The following is an 18190-nucleotide window of genomic DNA, read 5'->3' as shown; positions in this document are numbered from 1 at the left end:
TTTTTATCAAGGTTTCAACACCTAGTTTGTCATTCCGATGAAGGAGGAATCTCCACAAGTAGCTCGCCAAAGGTTTTCAATTACGATGCGGAATATTGTCGCGGAGATTCCTCCTTCGTCGGAATGACAAAGCTTTGTGGTCATGCTTTTGCGGTTTAGTTTATTGATACAGTTTGTCATTCCGACGAAAGAGGAATCTCTACAAGTAGCTCGCCAAAGGTTTTCAATTACGATGCGGAATATTGTCGCGGAGATTCCTCCTTCGTCGGAATGACAAACGTTGTGGTTACCTTATGTTTTAGGCAGAATATAAATATTTACTCAATCGCAAATCGAAATCCAATTCCGTGTAGGTTTTCAATAGAAATGCCTTTTTCATTTGTCAATATCTTTCGAAGACGCGAAATAAAAACATCAAGGCTTCTTCCCATAAAATAATCATCAGTTCCCCAAAGTGCGGTCAGAATTTGTTCTCGCTTTAAAACCAAATTTTTGTTGTCTAGAAAAAGTTTCAGCAATTCAGCTTCGCGCTGTGTCAGGCTAATTTTTTCAACGTCATTAAAAAGAATAAAATTATTAGTATCGAATTTATATTTCCCAATCTCATAAACCGATTTTTCTGAAGGAATATTTTTTTGCGAGCGTTTTAAAAAAATCTCGATTTTCAAAAGCAATTCCTCAATGCTGAAAGGTTTTACCAAATAATCGTCAGCGCCTAAACGCAAGCCTTTAATTCGGTCTTCTTTTAAAGTTTTGGCTGAAAGGAAAATTATTGGAATATCAGTATTTAGTTTTCTGACTTCGGTTGCTAAATCAAAACCGTCCATTTTTGGCATCATGATATCAAAAATGCAAATGTCAAATTTTTCTTTTTTGAAATTTTGCAAACCTGACTGTCCATCGCAGCAATGCACAACATGATAGTGGTTTTGTTCCAAATTGTCTTTGGTTAAAAAAGCTAAAGTTTCATCATCTTCGGTATAAAGTATTTTGAACTGTTTCATTTTTTATAAGGAATAGATAAAGTTATAGTAATGCCTTTTTCTGGATTGTTTTCGGCCTTAATTTTCCAGTTTTGAAGACTGCAGATTTCTTTTACATAGTATAGACCAAGCCCGAAACCATTTACTTCATTGCTTTTCTCGTTTTTTACGCGATAAAACTTATCAAAGATAAAAGAAATGTTTTTAACCGGAATCCCAATTCCGTTATCAACAAAAGCCAATTTTAAAGTTTGGTTTTGCTGTGAAATCTGAACCAGAATTTCTGGTTTTTCGGTGCAGTATTTTACCGCATTGTCCAGCAAATTGTAAACCAAATTATGAAAGTGAAAGACATCAGTTTCAATTTGAAAATCTTTTGAAGTTGTTTCAATTCTAACAGAAGCTTCAGGATATTTCAATTGAATGTTTTCAATCGTTTCTTCAATAATCGGAACAATTAAGACGGTTTCTTTTTTTATTTCTAAAGGCGCATAATCTGATTTAGCGATATTCAGAATCTTCTCAATATGACTATTTAGTTTATTGCTTTGATTGATAATAATATCGGTATACGTATGCAGTTTTTTATCTTCCTTAATCGGAGTTTGTTCAATCAAATATTTGGATGCAATTAAAATAGAAGACAAGGGCGTTTTGAATTCATGCGTCATATTATTGATAAAATCCCGTTGCAGTTCGGAGTATTTTTTTTGTTGCAAAAGCTTAAAAATAGAATATACGTAAATAAGCAAAATCAGAATTAATGCCGTCGAAAGCACAAACCAAAAACGCATCGAGCTAAACAAATAAGTCGTTTCGTTTGGAAAACGAACAGCAAAATAATAAACCAGATTTTTATGTTTCGGGAAATAAACCGTTTTGTTTTGCTTTCCTTTTTTGGATAAAGAAACATAATCACCATACACCATTTCATCGCTTTGGCAATTGTACATCGCATACTCAAAATCGGTTGTGATGTTCATTTTTTTGAATTCCGATTTCAGATAAAACTCTAAAATATCCGGTTCAAAATCATTCTCAATGTTGACAATATAATAATCGTTCGAAATTTTCTGAACAGGATTTTGACAAGAATGTTCATGATCCGTTCCTTCATATAATTTTCGGGAAACTTCAAGCAGGGCAATATGTGCTTTTTGGCTGAGTTTTTTTTGTTCTAATGTAAAAGCCTCTTTTGTCCAAAGCAATTGCGCTACCAAGATGCTAATAATGGCAATTAGTCCGAGGAGGATAATACTATTGAGTCTGTTTATTTTCAAGAAAAATGGCTTTTTAAAAGTGTAATATTAATCAAATTTATGCTTAAAAACACCCCTTAACAAGTCGTTAACAAAGATTTGAAACCGGTTAACAGCGATTTGATTTATTCTGAAATACTTTTGAAATACAAATTTAGAACTATAAATCACTAAAAATATTTAACTATGAAAATGATCAAAATCTCCATGTTAGCATTGGCATTAGGTTTAATGTCTTTCTCAGCTGTTGCGCCAGTAAAATCTTTGGTTTCTGAGCCAAAAGCAATCGAAACAGCTTCAACAATTGTTTGGAAAGCCGAAACAATCGATGTTGGACAAATTCCGCAAGGAACTCCAAAAGCAATTGTTTACGAATTCAAAAACACTGGAAAAACAGCAGTTGTAATTACGAATGTTCAAGGATCTTGCGGTTGTACAGCAACAGATTATACAAAAGAGCCAATTCAGCCAGGAAAAACGGCTAAAGTTACGGCAACTTACAATGCAGCAAACAAAGGCGCTTTTACAAAAACAGTAACGGTTACGACAAGTGCTGAAACGACTCCAAAAATACTTACTTTAAAAGGAACCGTTATTTAATAGAATTTTAATAGGTTGGTTATATCGTGAGCCCCGAGTACATAATGTATTTGGGGCTTTTTTTTATTTATTTTGAGAGGTGAGATTTATTAAAAAATTCATTTTGGAAAGGTTTGTTTTTATGAAAACTTTTCTATTTTTATTAAAAATTTTATTATGAAAATTGGGTATAAATTTATTGTTGCCGTTAGCCTTTTTGCTATTGTTTCATGTAATTCAAAAGGAGATAAAAAAGAAGAAAATCAAGTAAAAGCCAAAGTTGAAATTCCAGAACTTCATCTTACTATTGATAGTTCGAAAATTGCTTCTTTTTATACAACATACCCGAAATTAGCCAAATTTCAAGATGAGGTTTCGACTTTATACAAAAAAAATAAATCAACCCAATTGTGGCAGGATAATAAGGGCATCGATGAATTTGCTCATACTTTATTCAATAAATACAAAGGTTTGGATGAAGAAGGCTTAAAAGCAAATTTTCCTTATAAAGAAATCAATGCTGTTTTTGAAAGTAATACCGATAATAAACTTTCGAAAGAAAGTACAGATTTAATGATTTCAAACCTGTATTTCTATTATGCTGAAAAAGTCTACGCCGGTTTTGATGAAAAAACGATTATTTCCTTAGAATGGCTTTTGCCGAGAAAAAAAATGGATTATCGCGCCTTAACCGATTCTATTTTTCAAAAATCAACTATAAATGATGATCATAAAAGCAAAATGTTCAGCCAGTATTACAAACTGCGTGATGTTTTGAAGCAATATCGTGATATTGAAAAAAAAGGAGGTTGGAAAACTATTGAAACAGGTGAGGACTTTAAAAGTTTGAAAGTAGGCGATTCGTCAAATGTTGTGGCTCAAATTCGAGAAAGACTTTTTGTAACGCATGACATAAAAGAAGATACTAAAAGCGCGATTTGTGATACCGTTTTGATCAATGCAATTAAAACGTATGAATTGCGTCATGGTTATACACCAAAAAATACGATTCTTAAAGAACATATTGACGATTTGAATATTCCGGTTTCTGACCGAATCAAAACGATTATTGTTAATATGGAGCGTTGCCGTTGGATCGATCCTAAATTGGAAAAAGGACAAAAATACATCGAAGTCAATATTCCTGAATTTAGGTTGTATATCATTGAAGATGGTAAAATCGCTTTTATTTCGCCGGTTGTGGTTGGAAAAGCAATGACAAAAACGGTTATTTTCAGTGGTATGATGAATAATATTGTTTTTAGTCCGTATTGGAATGTTCCTACGAGTATTATCAATTCAGAGATTAAACCCGGAATGGCAAAGGATAAAAACTATTTACAAAAGAAAAATCTGGAATGGAATAATGGCGCCGTTCGCCAACTTCCAGGGAAGAATAATTCGCTTGGTTTAGTGAAATTTTTGTTTCCAAATTCAAGCAATATCTACTTGCATGATACGCCTGCAAAAAGTTTATTTGAAAGAGAAAGCAGAGCTTTTAGCCATGGTTGTGTGCGTGTTGCAAAACCTCGTGAATTGGCTATCGAATTATTAAAAAATGATCCACAATGGACTCCAGCTCGAATTGATAAAGCTATGCATGCAGGAAAAGAAAGTTGGTATACTTTAAAAAAGAAAGTTCCTGTTTATATTGGATATTTTACTGCTTGGGTAGATCGAAAAGGAAATCTAAACTTCTACAAAGATATTTACGGAAGAGATGAAAGTCTGCTAAAATTATTGACTGAAGAGTAAAAAATATAAAGTGATTTTTCACGCAGATTTGGCAGATTACAGCAGATTTAAATAGATTTTTTTATAAAATAAATCTGCGCACATCAGCTTAAATCTTTTTAAATCTGCGTGAAATAAATTATTCAGATAAAACATCAATGCATTTATAAAAACGTTTGGTGTAATGTTCGGTATCAAGGGAAGTGATAGTTACGCATTGTGCTTTTCCAGAAGAGGCATGAATAAATTTGGATTGCATGCCATTGGCCTCACAAATAATTCCGAGGTGGCCAATAATGGTTTTGTCTTTATATCCATAGAAAACCAAAATATCCCCAACTTTAAATTCTTCTGGATTTAATTTTGTGCCAATGTTTTTATAAGAGCCAGAACTTCTTGGCAAAGTAATTCCGTATTTCTTGAAAACATAACTTACAAAACCGGAGCAATCAAAACCTTTTTTCGGATCACTGCTCGCATACACATAAGGTGTTCCCAAATATTTTTTGGCATACGCCACAATTGAATCACGATCAATTTGGGTTTGAATAGTACTAATTTCCTGTTTTTCCTTTTTTGCATTGAAAGAAGAAAATAGAATAATTGGGAGTATGAAAATTAGAAAACGAAATCTCATTTTGTAAATGCAAAAAAGGGTTAAAGTATAAAGATAAGGCTAAATTTTTAATCTCAAACGAATACATTTTGTTTCAATTGTAAGAAATAACGTTCTCGACCTCGAAAATGATGTGTTTATGTGGTGTTTTTTTATTACGTTTTGACATTTTAGTATCTTTTTGAATCAAGAGTTTCAAATATATTTGTGAATTCTATTTAGATTTTAACAAATAACCTATGTTTCTCAAAAAAATACCTTTTTTAATTTTGTTTTTGCATATTGCAACCGTTTGTGTTTCGCAAAACCAAAATCAGAATAAAACTTTTTTATACGAAGGCCGAGTTGAAAAACTTCAAAATGATAATGTCATTTTAATTGGAACAGCTTCTTTCGTTTCTTTTAATTTTAGTGGAAATCAATGCTCGATTTCGCTTCAAAGTGTTGATTCGTATGAACATCATAATTATGTTTCGTTGGTTTTGGACGGGAAATATATGGGGAAAATCAGAATAGAAAAAGGCGCTGTTCAATCTTTCCCAATCAAAGTTGCTTCGAATAAAAAAGAACATAAACTGGAAATTTACAAAAATACCGAAGCCCATACTGGCGGTGTATTATTTGCAGGCACAACGGCAAAACTGACTACAATTTCGGCTCAAAAAAGAAAGAAAATTGAATTTATAGGAGATTCGATTACCTGTGGCGCGGCGAGCGATGCATCAGACGTTCCGTGCGATAAAGGGGAATATATGGATCATCATAACAGTTATTATGCTTATGGACCTACGCTTTCAAGAGCAATTGGAGTGAATTATCTAGTAAGCTCTGTTTCTGGAATTGGAATGTATCGCAACTGGAATGATGAGAACAAAGACGAAGCAATAATGCCAGATGTTTACCAGAATTTGTATTTGACGAAAGACAATTCGAAACCCAAATATGATTTTGCTTTTCAGCCAAATATTATCAGTATTGCATTAGGAACGAATGATTTTTCTAGCGGAGATGGTAAAAAAGAAAGACTGCCTTTTAATGCTGAAAAGTATGTTTCCAATTATGTGAGTTTCATAAAAATGCTTTATGAACATAATCCGAAAGCACAAATTGTGATTACAAACAGTCCAATGGTAAATGGCGAGAAAGCAATTGTTTTTGAAGATTGCCTGAATAAAGTTAAAAACGCTTTCGCGGATGATAAAGCGCATAAACCGATTTTGATTTTCAAATTCAAGCCAATGACACCGCACGGCTGTCTAGGACATCCAGATGTTGCCGATCAAAAAGTGATGGCAAATGAATATGGTCCATTTTTAAAGAAGTTGCTAAATGAAAAATAATATCTATAAGTTTGTTTTCTTTTTATTGATTTCCAGTACTATGATGGCAAACGTTTCGCTTCCGAATATTTTTAGTGACAATATGGTTTTACAACGCAACTCCGAAGTGAAAATTTGGGGTTGGGCAAGTCCTAAAGAAGAAATAAAATTAGTTTCGAGCTGGAATAATCAAGAATATAAAACGGTTGCGAATAATCAAGCAAAATGGGAATTATGGATTAAAACTCCTGAAGCCGGCGGACCTTTTACTATTTCTATAAAAGGCTACAATGAAGTTGTTTTAAAAAATATTTTGATTGGTGAAGTTTGGCTTTGTTCGGGGCAATCGAATATGGAAATGTCTGCGAGTTGGGGAATTGATAATGGAGAAGAAGAAGCCAAAAATGCTACAAATCCAAACATTCGTTTTTTTACTGTTCCGAAATTAACGGCTACTAGTCCGCAGAATAATTTGCTTGGAAATTGGACGGAATCGACTCCGGAAACCATGAAATATTTTAGTGCGATTGGCTACTTTTTTGCTAAACGCCTTCGCGAAGATTTGAAAAATGTTCCCATCGGATTGATTTCTTCAAATTGGGGAGGAACTCCTGCGGAAATCTGGATGCCGGAAGAAGTCGTAAACAATGATCCAGTTTTATTAGAAAATGCCAAAAAACTAAACGAACAAGAATACGGACCAAGACAGCCAGGACGTGCTTACAATGCCATGATTTATCCAATAGTTGGATTTAAAATTGCTGGAACGCTTTGGTACCAAGGCGAATCGAATGTTGGTTCGTTGGTTTATGATAAAACGTTAGGTGCATTGATTACTTCATGGCGAAAAGAATGGAAAGATGATTTTCCGTTTTACTATGTTCAGATTGCGCCTTTTAAATCAGGAAGCAATAATTTCTCAAATGTAACGGTAAGAAATTCGCAAAGAAAATTATTGAAAGAAGTTCAAAAAACCGGAATGGTTTTGACTTCAGATATTTCAGATACCATTGATATTCATCCAAAAAATAAAAAATCAGTCGGAATTCGTTTGGCGAATCTGGCTTTGGCCGAAACCTATAAAACCAATTCTAATTTGGTAAACGGCCCACTTTTTAAAGACATTAAAATTGAGAAAAATAAAGTGATCGTTTCCTTTGACTATGCTGACGGACTTTATTTTAAAGACAAAAAATCGAATCAATTTGAAGTTGCCGGAACCGACGGTGTTTTTGTTCCTGCTGAAGCTTTGATAAAAAATAATCAAGTGATTTTGACAAGTAAAAAAGTTGTAAATCCAGCAAAAGTGAGGTTTGCATGGGGAAATACAACGCAGTCGGATTTGTTTAACAAAGCAAATCTGCCTGCTTCTTGTTTTAGTTTTGAGGATTGAGATTTTAGGTTTTTGCCCACGGATTTTGCTGATTTAACGGATTTACACAGGTATTTGCTTTGTCCGACTGAGCGAAGTCGAAGCCCGCATTGAGTAATTTGAATCTAGCAAAGACGTAACGAACAAAAATTTGTCGTGAACCCGTTTGCGTGAGGGATAGCAGTGGAAAGCCCACAGCCTGACGAAGGAAGTGCGAGGACTTGCAACGGATAGCCCGACCCGGAGGGGCACGCCCAAAACATTAAACTAAGAATCTTAGTATCTCAGCACCTTAGTAGCTTAAAAACTAACTAACCATGAAAAATAAAAAAATAATAATTATTGGGGTTTTGTCCCTGTTTACTGTTGGAAATATGAATGCACAAAAAAAGCCGTATTTGGATAAAAATAAAACTATTGAACAACGTATAGATTTGCTTTTGCCTTTAATGACTTTAGAAGAGAAAGTGGGGCAGATGAATCAATATAATGGTTTTTGGGATGTTACAGGTCCAGCTCCAAAAGGCGGAACGGCCGAATTAAAATACGAACATTTAAGAAAAGGATTGGTTGGATCGATGCTAACAGTTCGTGGTGTGAAAGAAGTTCGTGCGGTGCAGAAAATTGCTGTTGAAGAAACGAGATTAGGAATTCCGTTAATTATTGGTTTTGACGTAATTCATGGTTATAAAACGTTAAGTCCGATTCCGTTGGCAGAGGCTGCGAGTTGGGATTTAGAAGCGATTAAAAAGTCGGCGGCGATTGCGGCTGACGAAGCTTCGGCATCTGGAATTAATTGGACTTTCGGACCAAATGTCGATGTTGCAAATGATGCACGTTGGGGCCGTGTGATGGAAGGTGCAGGAGAAGATCCTTATTTGGGAAGCAAAATTGGTTATGCACGTGTAAAAGGTTTTCAAGGAGAAACTGTTGCTGATTTGGCTAAAGTAAATACAATTGCGGCCTGTGCAAAACACTTTGCAGCCTATGGTTATGTGGAGGCTGGATTGGAATATAATATTGTAGATATCAGTAATTCTAAATTGTATAATTCGGTTTTGCCTCCTTTTGAAGCGACGGTTGAAGCAGGAGTTCGTACGTTTATGAATTCATTTAATACGTTGAATGGTGTTCCAGCAACTGGAAATGCCTTTTTGCAAAGAGATATTTTAAAAGGGAAATGGAAGTTTGACGGATTTGTGATTTCTGATTATGCTTCAATTCGTGAAATGATTGCGCATGGTTACGCAAAAGATGAAGCCGATGCGACAGCAAAAGCGGTAATTGCAGGTTCTGATATGGATATGGAATCGTATTTATATGTTGCAAAATTGGTTGATTTGGTAAAATCAGGTAAAGTAAAAGAATCTTTAGTTGATGATGCCGTTCGCAGAATTTTAAGAGTGAAATTTGAGTTAGGATTGTTTGATGATCCGTATAGATACTGTGATGAAAAACGTGAGAAAGAAGTTGTTGGAAGTAAAGCCAATAACGACGGCGTTTTGGATATGGCGAAAAAATCTATCGTTTTATTGAAGAATGAAAAGAATCTGCTTCCGCTAAAGAAATCAGGACAGAAAATCGCGTTGATTGGTGCTTTGGCAAATGATAAAAATAGTCCGCTAGGAAGCTGGAGAATTGCAGCCGATGATAATACTGCCGTTTCCGTTTTAGAAGGAATGCAGCAATATAAAGACAATCAATTGGTCTTTGAAAAAGGAGCTGATTTATTGACACAGAAAGCAACTTTCTTGACCGAAACCGTTTTCAACACCACAGATAAAAGCGGTTTTGAAGCGGCGAAAAAAGCAGCAAAAGAAGCCGATGTTGTCGTAATGGTTTTAGGCGAATACGGATTCCAAAGCGGTGAGGGAAGAAGTAGAACTGACTTGAATTTGCCAGGTTTGCAACAAGAATTATTAGAAGAAATCTACAAAGTAAATCCGAATGTCGTTTTGGTTTTAAATAATGGTCGTCCGTTGAGTATTCCGTGGGCTGCAGAAAATGTTCCAGCAATTGTCGAAGCTTGGCATTTAGGAACTCAAACCGGAAATGCAGTGGCGCAAGTTTTATATGGAGACTATAATCCGAGTGGAAAATTGCCAATGTCGTTCCCAAGAAATGTGGGTCAAGTTCCAATTTATTATAACAAATATAGCACAGGAAGACCAACTGACAGTGATAAAAATGTTTTCTGGTCGCATTATATGGATGTGGAAAAAACGCCACAGTTTCCATTTGGTTTTGGATTAAGTTATACGACTTTCGATTATAAGAATTTGCAACTGAATAAAACTTCTTTTGCAAAAGGAGAAAAAGTTGAGGTAAGCGTTGAGGTTACAAACTCAGGAAATTATGACGGAAAAGAAGTAGTTCAACTGTATATTCATGATGAATTTGCAAGCATCATTCGCCCAATTAAAGAATTGAAAGGTTTTGAATTGGTGAATCTTAAAAAAGGAGAAACAAAAACCGTAAAATTTACTTTAACAGATAAAGAACTTGGTTTTTATGATAATGAAGGAAAGTATTTTGTTGAGCCGGGAACCTTCAAAATCATGGTTGGAGGAAGCTCTGATAAAGGTTTGCAGAGTGGGTTTGAAATAAAAGAATAGTTTTTTTTAAGGTTCAAAGGGACAAAGTAACAAAGGTTCAAAGTTTTATAATCTCGCGAAGACGCTAAGTTGCAAAGTTTTTTTGAGTAGCCTCTAGCTTCAGCTAGGGGTTAAGAGTTGAATTTAGAAGGGCTTTAGCCAAACTGTCGCTAGTTTGGCTAAAGCCTTTTTTTATACTCGCTATTTTCACATCCAGTTAAAGCTGACATAGTTTAAACTTTGCGACTTCACGTCTTTGCGAGATTTAAAAAAAACACAACTTTTTAAATTAATAGCTTTCGATATTTTTCTACCTTTAAAATCTATTAAATACGAACCTTAAACTAAAATAATGAAATATAATAGATGTGGGAAAAGCGGGTTACTGTTGCCTGAGATTTCTCTAGGATTATGGCATAACTTCGGTTCAGTTGATAATTTTGAAAATGCCGAAAGCATTGCGATTGAAGCTTTTGATAAAGGAATTACACATTTTGATTTAGCGAATAATTACGGCCCTGTTCCAGGTTCTGCGGAGGAGAATTTTGGAAAAATATTATGGCATAATTTTCAAGGAAATCTGCGTGATGAAATTGTGATTTCGACAAAAGCAGGTTATACAATGTGGAAAGGACCTTATGGAGACTGGGGCTCTAGAAAATATTTGCTGTCAAGTTTAGATCAGAGTTTAAAGCGAATGAATATTGATTATGTTGATATTTTTTACTCGCATCGTCCAGATCCTGAAACTCCGATTGAAGAAACAATGATGGCTTTAGATCATGCTGTTCGAAGCGGAAAAGCTTTATATGTTGGAATCAGTAATTATTCTGCGGAACAAACTAGAGTTGCAGTTGATGTTTTGAAACAATTGGGAACGCCTTGTTTGATTCATCAAGCGAAATATTCGATGCTGCAACGTTGGGTTGAAGATGGTTTGTTAGATGTTTTAGAAGAAAAAGGAGTGGGCTGTATTGCATTTTCGCCTTTGGCACAAGGACTTTTAACCGACAAATATTTAAACGGAATTCCAGAAAACTCACGCGCTCATAATCCAAACGGGCATTTGAGAGAAGATGAGGTGACGCAAGAACGTATTCAGAAATTGGTTCAACTGAATGAAATTGCTCAGAATAGAAATCAATCTTTAGCACAAATGGCTTTGGCTTGGCTGCAAAAAGACAAACGAATTACTTCGGTTTTAATTGGTGCAAGCTCGGTAAAACAATTATGCAATAATATTGATTGTCTTCAGAATACGGAGTTTTCTCATGATGAATTGAATGCGATTGAGAAGATATTAGCGTAATTAATATATTTCGAACGAAACCCGACAGGTTTTCAAAACCTGTCGGGTTTAATACTTATAGATCATCAAATAAAAAAGGGAGAACAAATTGTCCTCCCTTTTTTATTTGATGATTATTGCCAATCCGCCACCATTTGCTAAACGATATGTCAACTTTGTTGTAGCATCAACCGTAATAATTTCTTTTTTATAATCGACAGCGGCTTTATCAGCATTTACACCATCGGAGAAAATTTCGGCTTGGAATTTTTTACCTTTTTCAAGGAAAGAAAAATCAATTGTAATGTCTCTTGAATCCCAATTTGTAATGGCACCTAAATACCAAGTATTTTCTTTTTTTCTAGCTATTGCGACGAATTTTCCAACTTCTCCATCAAGAGCAACAGTTTCGTCAAAAACGGTCGGAACTTTAGCAATAAAATCGGTGCTTTCTTGTGCCGCCATATAAGCTGTCGGACTATCGGCCATCATTTGGAGAGGCGCTTCAAAAATGGTGTAAAGTGCTAATTGATGGCATCTTGTTCCCTGACTCATAGGAGTCGAATGACTTGGTTTGAATTCGCTTTTGGTTGCATTTCGCATTGCGCCCGGCGTATAATCCATCGGCCCTGCCATCATTCGGATAAACGGAATTGTAGTATCGTATAACGGAACATCGTCGTTTGGTGTCCATTTGTTATTTTCCAGCCCTTTTACGCCTTCAAAATTTAAAATGTTTGGAAAAGTTCTCTGAATTCCAGTTGGTTTGTACATGCCGTGGAAATCCAAAACTAATTTATAATTCGCTGCTTTCTGAGCAATATCATAAACCGAATTTACCATTTTAGCATCATCGCGATCTAAGAAGTCCACTTTAAAACCTTTGATTCCTAAATTGGCATAATTTTTTAAAATTCCGTCTGTATTTTTGGTCAAAGCCATCCATGAACTCCACAAGATAATTCCAACATTTCGTTCGTTTCCGTACGCGATTAAAGCTTCTAAATCGACATTCGGATTGTGTTTCATGATGTCTTCTTCCAAACTCCAGCCTTCGTCTAAAACCACATATTCAACTTTGTTTTTAGAAGCAAAATCAATGTAATATTTATAAGTTTGTGTATTGATTCCAGCTTTAAAATCGACATTGTAAATATTCCAATCGTTCCACCAATCCCAAGCTACTTTTCCAGGTTTTATCCAAGAAATGTCTTTGATTTTTGACGGTTCCGATAACTTCTGAACCATATCATTATTCGCTAAAGTAGCATCATTTTCAGAAATTACAATAGCTCTCCAAGGGAACGCTCTTGTTCCTTTGGTTTTAACCAAATAATCCGCTCTTTCTGTAATTAATCGGTTGATATTGTTGAATCCGCCGTTGGTTTCTTTTAAAGGATATTTTGAAAAACGAGATTCAAAACCCGATTTATTTTTGTTATTCGTAACAAATAATCCCGGATAATCTTCCAAATTAGCTTCTAAAAAAACCGCTTTTTTATGGTTTTTATAATCAATTAAAAACGGTAAAAATGCTAAAGTGTCTTTTGCAAATTCACTGATTTTTTTATTTTCATAATGCGCTTCAAAAGAAGAAATATAAGGATCTTTAGGATTTCTTAAATCTCTCACATAAGGCATCAAAGTGTTATAATCTTTGTCAAAATTTAAAACTACTTCTTCTGATTTTACGATGATATCTTTTTTCTTTTTGGTAATAAATCGATACGCAGCACCATCATCAAAAACTCGATATTCAATGCTGAAATCATTTTTAAAGTTTAAAGTCAGTTGATTGTAATGATTTTGAACGAATTTCTTTTTGTAAAAAGGTGTTTCAAATGAAGTATTTACAGTTTCTTTTTTTGAATTGAGAACAACAGGATTTTTCCCTAGAACCTGATTTTCATCTAAAGTCAAAGACATTTCGGAAGGTGCCAAAATCAAATCTTTTTCATGAGAAATCGACCACGAAATTTTATCATCTACAGAAATTTTAATCTCAATTTTTCCGTTCGGAGAATTTACAGTGAAGTCTTGTTTTTTCTGAGAAAAGGAAAGATTTACGACTAGAAAACAAAAAAGAATAAATGCATTTTTCATGTGGGTATTTTTAAACCATATAAGTTATATAAGTTCAATTTAGTTAAAAGCTTAAAGCCAAAACAATTAAATGAACTTATAACACTTATATGGTGAATAGAAATTTTTAATTTTTGACATTAACCATTTTTACGGTTAACTTTTTATCTAAATCGAACTCGGCTTTTGATCCGTTTTCTAATAAAACAGGAACTGCATTTTTGTTTATTGGCGATCCAGTTCCTTTGAAATGATCAATTCTTAAATCATTGAAATTATTGATTTCGATTCCGTTTGTAAAATAAGGCATTCTCGTTCCAGTCCAAGTTAATTTAAAATCTTCAATCGTCAAACCGTCAACATACTGTCCGTAAATTCCAGGAATATCTCGAGCAAAAAGTTGTTGTTTTTCGTCTAAACAACCACGTAAATCTATATTTCCGCCAGCAACGTCATTCAGTTTGCTGTCAATAAAATCGAATGTCATATTTTTGAAAGTAACGTTTTGAATTCGGCTTTCTTCAGAACCGAAAATCAAGATTCCGTTTTCGGCTTTGCAATTTACATTGCTGAACGTTACATTTTTGATTACGCCAAGTTTTTCAGTTTCTGTTCCAGCCACTTTCGCTTTTCCGCGAACAGCTGAAATATGAATCGGTTCTCCATTTCCCCACCAATCGCCAGTTCTCAATTTGGTTTCGATATTGACATTTGAAACATTGATGTTTTCCAATGAACCTTGATCTCTTAAAAAAATCCCGATACCGCGAGTCGAATTGGTAATATTACAATTTGAAATATTGATATTGCGAACCGAATTTTGATCAAAATATCCAATTCGAATTGCACTTGAAGCTGATTGCAGATTACAATTGACAATATTAATATTTTCCGATGTATGGCGTAAATCCTTAAATCCAGGAACTTCAAAGTGCGAAGCATAACCTACAACAATAATAGCATCGTCTCCTGTGCGAATATCACAATTGCTTACCGTAATATTTTTTCCAGAAGTAATGTCAATTCCGTCTGCATTTGGTGTCAACATATTAGTCCATAGGCGAATGCCGTCAATCAAAACACTGTCACAATCGGCAATCAACATGGTCCAAAAAGAAGAATTAGAAATAAAAACATCTTTAATGGTCACTCTTTTGCAATTGCTGAAGATTAAAGTTTGGTAGGGTCTGTCTTTCGGAACAATTGGGCCATCGCCAATGCCGCCATCTGCAACTTTTCTGAAGTTTTCTTTTTGACGTGTTCCCGAAACACCGCCCCATTCAATTTTTTTAGCTTTCGTAGTATCAAAAAACACATCGCCATTTGCATCAATATTGCCGCTTCCAGAAATTGTAATATTTTCTGAATTTTCAGTAAAAAACATTCCGTAATGAACGCCATTTACCGGAGTATAATCTTGTAAATTAGCGCTTCCTCTCAAAATTGCTCCATTTTCAAGATACAGATTTACATTGCTTTTTAAGTTTAAAGTTCCTGTCATGAAAACGCCCGAAGGCACGTAAACCATTCCGCCTCCATTTTTAAAGCAAGTATCAATTGTATTTTGGAGCGCTTTTGTATTTATTGTTTTTCCGTCGCCAATTGCGCCATATTTTGTAATGTCAAAAGTTTGGGCGTTTACAAGTATCGAGAAGAAAATAAAGAATACAATTTGATATGATTTCATTTATTTTTTGAATTTTAAATTATAGTCTTTTACAATTTTCAAAGTCGATTTATCTGAAGAAAAAACCGAATTCAAACCTTGCGGTTCCTGAGGAGGATCTGTAGTTAACGGATCGCCAGGATTCCATTTTCCAGTTTGGTTAACGGCTTTTCCTTCGCCACCAAATCCCCAGAAATTTGCTGCCTGAAGTGGCCCATTATTTTTACGGCTTTCAGCAACTCGGCTAAAAATATAATTGTAAAAGATATCTCTGTTTGCTACAGATGAGCTTGCATTTAAATTCTCATTTTCCCTTGGCAAACCAAATTCTTCAATAATAATTGGTCGCTTCAAATGATTTGCAACAGCAATATGTTTGTCAATATATTTTCCAGCATTTTCTAGCGTTGTAGGCATCGTTACTTCGGCATTATCAGCTTTGAACCAATTCCAGTTTTTCGGCCAAATGTGCATCGTCAAATAATCAATATTCGGATTTTGATGTGTTCTTTCAAAAATTTCCATACTGTCGTTTGAACTGTTCAAGCCTTCAGAACCAGTCGAAATCAAATGATTTTTATCTAAACTATCCATCAGATTTACAATGTTGTTTAACCAAACCGTAAATTTTGCCTCATTTTCAGCAGTAAAAGTTCGTGGCTCGTTCCCAACTTGCCACGCCATAATGGTATTGTCTTCTGTGTATTTTTTATGGGAATATGCATTCGTTCTTCCCATTATAAATTTTACATGATTTTCTAAAGCCTGCATACAAGGTTCGCAACTATGAAATTGCTCGGTATAAGCCATAAACTGAGGCCAAGTATTTGGCGCAATTCCCGGAACCGGAACCGGACCTTTGCCGTTCCATTCCAAATATTGTGACATACCACCAGACCATTCCCAGTTATTGGTCAAGTACAAAACCGCATACATTTTTCGTTTGCTCATTTCGCTGATCAAAAAATCCAAACCATCAAGCAAATCTTGATCGTATTTTCCTTGTTCATATTGTAATGCCGGACGAACAGTAAAATCATATTTTCCGCCGTCACCGCCAACTAGAATTCGTAAATTATCGATTCCGTTTTTTTGCATTAAATCGAGTTCGCGAAGCAGTCTTTTTCGATCGCCCACTTTTTTTGAAGCCAATAAACTTCCGTACCAATAATTTGTTCCAATATAGGAATACGGTTTATCGCCTTTGTAAAATTGAGTTCCCTTTACAGTAATTCTTTCCTGCGCCTGACAAGCAATTGATGAGAAAATTAAAGCGAAAGAAATATTTTTTAGAAGTTTATTTTTCATAATTTATTTTTTAAGGAGCTAATCCTGCTATCCGCTGTATCTTTTATGGCGAACCCCGCCACAAAAGGATGCCGCTTCTATCAGGGCTAGAACTTTACGTTTTTTAATGTTTTTTGCGGTAACTTGAAACCTGAAACCTGAAACAAAAAAGTTATTTCGGCAACTCATACATCTTCGGCAAGGAATTCACCAAAGCCGATTTTGTTTTAGCACTATAATTTTTGAAATCAGTCGAATTTGAAACCGAACCATTCGGAACATAATAACCGTCTTTATTATTGTTCCAAAACATGACATAACTTATTTGAATGTCATTTTTGGTCAAAGCGCTGTACAATAAAGTGGAAAACCAATCTGTAATTGCCGGAGTTGAGCTTGTTACGCGATATCCAGTTTCAGTCAAAGCAGCGATTTTTACTTTTGTTTTCGCATAATCTGAGAGCATTTTTAATTTGCTATTTGCTCTGTCAGCGCCCGTTTGTCCTTGATTATTAAAATCTCCGTAATTGTCCATCCCAATAATGTCAACATAGCTATCACCTGGATAACGGCTTAGATAATCTGCTTGAGTGGTGTATGAGTTGTCAGGAGAAAAAGCATATAAAATATTATGAACGCCTTTTGTATTCTTTAAATAATCAACCGTGAATTGATAAGCTTTCTTATATTCATCAGCGGTGGCAAAACTCGATCCCCACCAAAACCAGCTTCCGTCAAATTCATGAAAAGGCCTGAAAATTATCGGAATCAATTCGCCATTTGTGCCCTTTAAATTCAAAACAACACTGGCTACTTTGTCAAGCTTTTTCTTGTACCAATCATTATTTGCACCGCCGGGCAAAATGCTTTTAAAAGCAGTCGTTTTTTGGTCCGTTGTCATATCGGCCGCGTAAAAAGATTCCTCTTTGTTTGGTTCTCTTAAATGCCAGCAAAAGGTGTTGATTATTCCTTTCGCGTAAGCCGCTTTAACATCAGAAACAATTTTTTGCTCTTGCTGATAATACCAATTATCTGCTTGACTGTTATTGTTTTTATCGGTAATAAACATAAAATCAGAACCTAAAACTGCTGGGTCGTAACCCGTATTTTTTTTAATGTCAGAATCACCGCCTGCATCTTGGTAATAGCTGTTAAAAGCATCTTGCTGTCCAATTGCAGTTTTGGTTTTGGCTAATTTTTTCAAATTATAAAACAAAGCCACAGTTTCTTTGGTTGCACTTGGATCTACTAAATAAGTTGCTGCATTTTGAGTCGTCAAAGGATCAGTGTCGACCACAACCGGTGGATCAACTACTACTTGTGGTTCTGAATCATCATTGCTTGAACAGCTTCCAAGTGTCAGAATTAATAGGGTTATGAGAGTTATTTTTAGGGTATTTTGTTTCATTTC

General features: G+C 34.9%; 13 protein-coding genes. 6 read left to right on the top strand and 7 right to left on the bottom strand.

The window, feature by feature from the left end:
* Nucleotides 1–317: 317 nt before the first annotated feature.
* Together AAYQ19_RS08325 and AAYQ19_RS08320 are read right to left on the bottom strand one after the other, a co-directional pair.
* Complete coding sequence (locus tag AAYQ19_RS08325) at nt 318–1004, bottom strand: response regulator transcription factor (protein ID WP_343535784.1); 687 nt, start codon at nt 1002–1004, stop codon at nt 318–320.
* The gene (locus AAYQ19_RS08320; RefSeq protein ID WP_343535783.1) at nt 1001–2263 is read right to left on the bottom strand and encodes a sensor histidine kinase; all 1263 of its coding nucleotides are present in this window, start codon (nt 2261–2263) and stop codon (nt 1001–1003) included. The genes AAYQ19_RS08325 and AAYQ19_RS08320 overlap by 4 nt, the downstream gene beginning before the upstream one ends.
* Nucleotides 2264–2428: 165 nt before the next feature.
* Here AAYQ19_RS08320 and AAYQ19_RS08315 point away from each other — a divergent pair, with 165 nt between their 5' ends.
* Nucleotides 2429–2842: a DUF1573 domain-containing protein gene (locus AAYQ19_RS08315; protein ID WP_343535782.1), complete on the top strand. Its 414-nt coding sequence runs from the start codon at nt 2429–2431 to the stop codon at nt 2840–2842.
* A 156-nt stretch (nt 2843–2998) separates the two neighbouring features.
* Nucleotides 2999–4576 (top strand): L,D-transpeptidase family protein, encoded by a 1578-nt coding sequence (locus AAYQ19_RS08310; RefSeq protein ID WP_343535781.1) that lies wholly within the window; start codon nt 2999–3001, stop codon nt 4574–4576.
* A 118-nt stretch (nt 4577–4694) separates the two neighbouring features.
* Here the strand turns inward: AAYQ19_RS08310 and AAYQ19_RS08305 are convergent, their stop codons facing one another.
* Nucleotides 4695–5192, bottom strand: coding sequence for a C40 family peptidase (locus tag AAYQ19_RS08305; protein WP_343535780.1), 498 nt, complete (start codon nt 5190–5192; stop codon nt 4695–4697).
* 218 nt (nt 5193–5410) lie between these two features.
* On the opposite strand from AAYQ19_RS08305, the gene AAYQ19_RS08300 reads away from it, so the two are divergent.
* The 4 genes from AAYQ19_RS08300 to mgrA all read left to right on the top strand — a co-directional run bounded on the left by AAYQ19_RS08300 (nt 5411) and on the right by mgrA (nt 11765).
* A complete protein-coding gene (locus AAYQ19_RS08300; RefSeq protein WP_343535779.1) occupies nt 5411–6511 on the top strand; it encodes an SGNH/GDSL hydrolase family protein in 1101 nt (366 codons plus the stop codon).
* Nucleotides 6501–7883, top strand: a complete 1383-nt coding sequence (locus AAYQ19_RS08295; protein ID WP_343535778.1) for a sialate O-acetylesterase — start codon at nt 6501–6503, stop codon at nt 7881–7883. The genes AAYQ19_RS08300 and AAYQ19_RS08295 overlap by 11 nt, the downstream gene beginning before the upstream one ends.
* A gap of 296 nt (nt 7884–8179) precedes the next feature.
* Nucleotides 8180–10477 (top strand): beta-glucosidase BglX, encoded by a 2298-nt coding sequence (gene bglX / locus AAYQ19_RS08290; protein ID WP_343535777.1) that lies wholly within the window; start codon nt 8180–8182, stop codon nt 10475–10477.
* 331 nt (nt 10478–10808) lie between these two features.
* On the top strand, nt 10809–11765 hold the full coding sequence (gene mgrA, locus AAYQ19_RS08285) for an L-glyceraldehyde 3-phosphate reductase (RefSeq protein WP_343535776.1): 957 nt from the start codon (nt 10809–10811) through the stop codon (nt 11763–11765).
* A 102-nt stretch (nt 11766–11867) separates the two neighbouring features.
* On the opposite strand, the gene AAYQ19_RS08280 is transcribed toward mgrA, so the two are convergent.
* From AAYQ19_RS08280 to AAYQ19_RS08265, 4 genes are all read right to left on the bottom strand, one after another.
* Entirely contained in the window at nt 11868–13847 is a 1980-nt protein-coding gene (locus AAYQ19_RS08280; RefSeq protein WP_343535775.1) for a retaining alpha-galactosidase, read from the bottom strand.
* A 106-nt stretch (nt 13848–13953) separates the two neighbouring features.
* Nucleotides 13954–15513, bottom strand: coding sequence for a glycoside hydrolase family 28 protein (locus AAYQ19_RS08275; protein ID WP_343535774.1), 1560 nt, complete (start codon nt 15511–15513; stop codon nt 13954–13956).
* Nucleotides 15514–16800: a glycoside hydrolase 5 family protein gene (locus tag AAYQ19_RS08270; protein ID WP_343535773.1), complete on the bottom strand. Its 1287-nt coding sequence runs from the start codon at nt 16798–16800 to the stop codon at nt 15514–15516.
* A gap of 151 nt (nt 16801–16951) precedes the next feature.
* Complete coding sequence (locus AAYQ19_RS08265) at nt 16952–18187, bottom strand: glycoside hydrolase family 26 protein (RefSeq protein ID WP_343535772.1); 1236 nt, start codon at nt 18185–18187, stop codon at nt 16952–16954.
* Nucleotides 18188–18190: the final 3 nt, after the last annotated feature.

It is taken from the genome of Flavobacterium mesophilum, assembly GCF_039581405.1.
GTDB lineage: Bacteria > Bacteroidota > Bacteroidia > Flavobacteriales > Flavobacteriaceae > Flavobacterium.
The sequence above is the reverse complement of the archived record's forward strand: the minus strand, read 5'-3'. Positions and strand labels throughout refer to the sequence as shown.

Excerpts from the sequence above, each read along its gene's own strand:
- AAYQ19_RS08280 (WP_343535775.1), bottom strand. The coding sequence starts at position 13,847 with ATGAAAAATGCATTTATTCTTTTTTGTTTTCTAGTCGTAAATCTTTCC.
- AAYQ19_RS08325 (WP_343535784.1), bottom strand. The coding sequence starts at position 1,004 with ATGAAACAGTTCAAAATACTTTATACCGAAGATGATGAAACTTTAGCT.
- AAYQ19_RS08275 (WP_343535774.1), bottom strand. The coding sequence starts at position 15,513 with ATGAAATCATATCAAATTGTATTCTTTATTTTCTTCTCGATACTTGTA.
- AAYQ19_RS08310 (WP_343535781.1), top strand. The coding sequence starts at position 2,999 with ATGAAAATTGGGTATAAATTTATTGTTGCCGTTAGCCTTTTTGCTATT.
- AAYQ19_RS08265 (WP_343535772.1), bottom strand. The coding sequence starts at position 18,187 with ATGAAACAAAATACCCTAAAAATAACTCTCATAACCCTATTAATTCTG.
- bglX (WP_343535777.1), top strand. The coding sequence starts at position 8,180 with ATGAAAAATAAAAAAATAATAATTATTGGGGTTTTGTCCCTGTTTACT.
- AAYQ19_RS08270 (WP_343535773.1), bottom strand. The coding sequence starts at position 16,800 with ATGAAAAATAAACTTCTAAAAAATATTTCTTTCGCTTTAATTTTCTCA.
- mgrA (WP_343535776.1), top strand. The coding sequence starts at position 10,809 with ATGAAATATAATAGATGTGGGAAAAGCGGGTTACTGTTGCCTGAGATT.
- AAYQ19_RS08305 (WP_343535780.1), bottom strand. The coding sequence starts at position 5,192 with ATGAGATTTCGTTTTCTAATTTTCATACTCCCAATTATTCTATTTTCT.
- AAYQ19_RS08315 (WP_343535782.1), top strand. The coding sequence starts at position 2,429 with ATGAAAATGATCAAAATCTCCATGTTAGCATTGGCATTAGGTTTAATG.
- AAYQ19_RS08300 (WP_343535779.1), top strand. The coding sequence starts at position 5,411 with ATGTTTCTCAAAAAAATACCTTTTTTAATTTTGTTTTTGCATATTGCA.
- AAYQ19_RS08295 (WP_343535778.1), top strand. The coding sequence starts at position 6,501 with ATGAAAAATAATATCTATAAGTTTGTTTTCTTTTTATTGATTTCCAGT.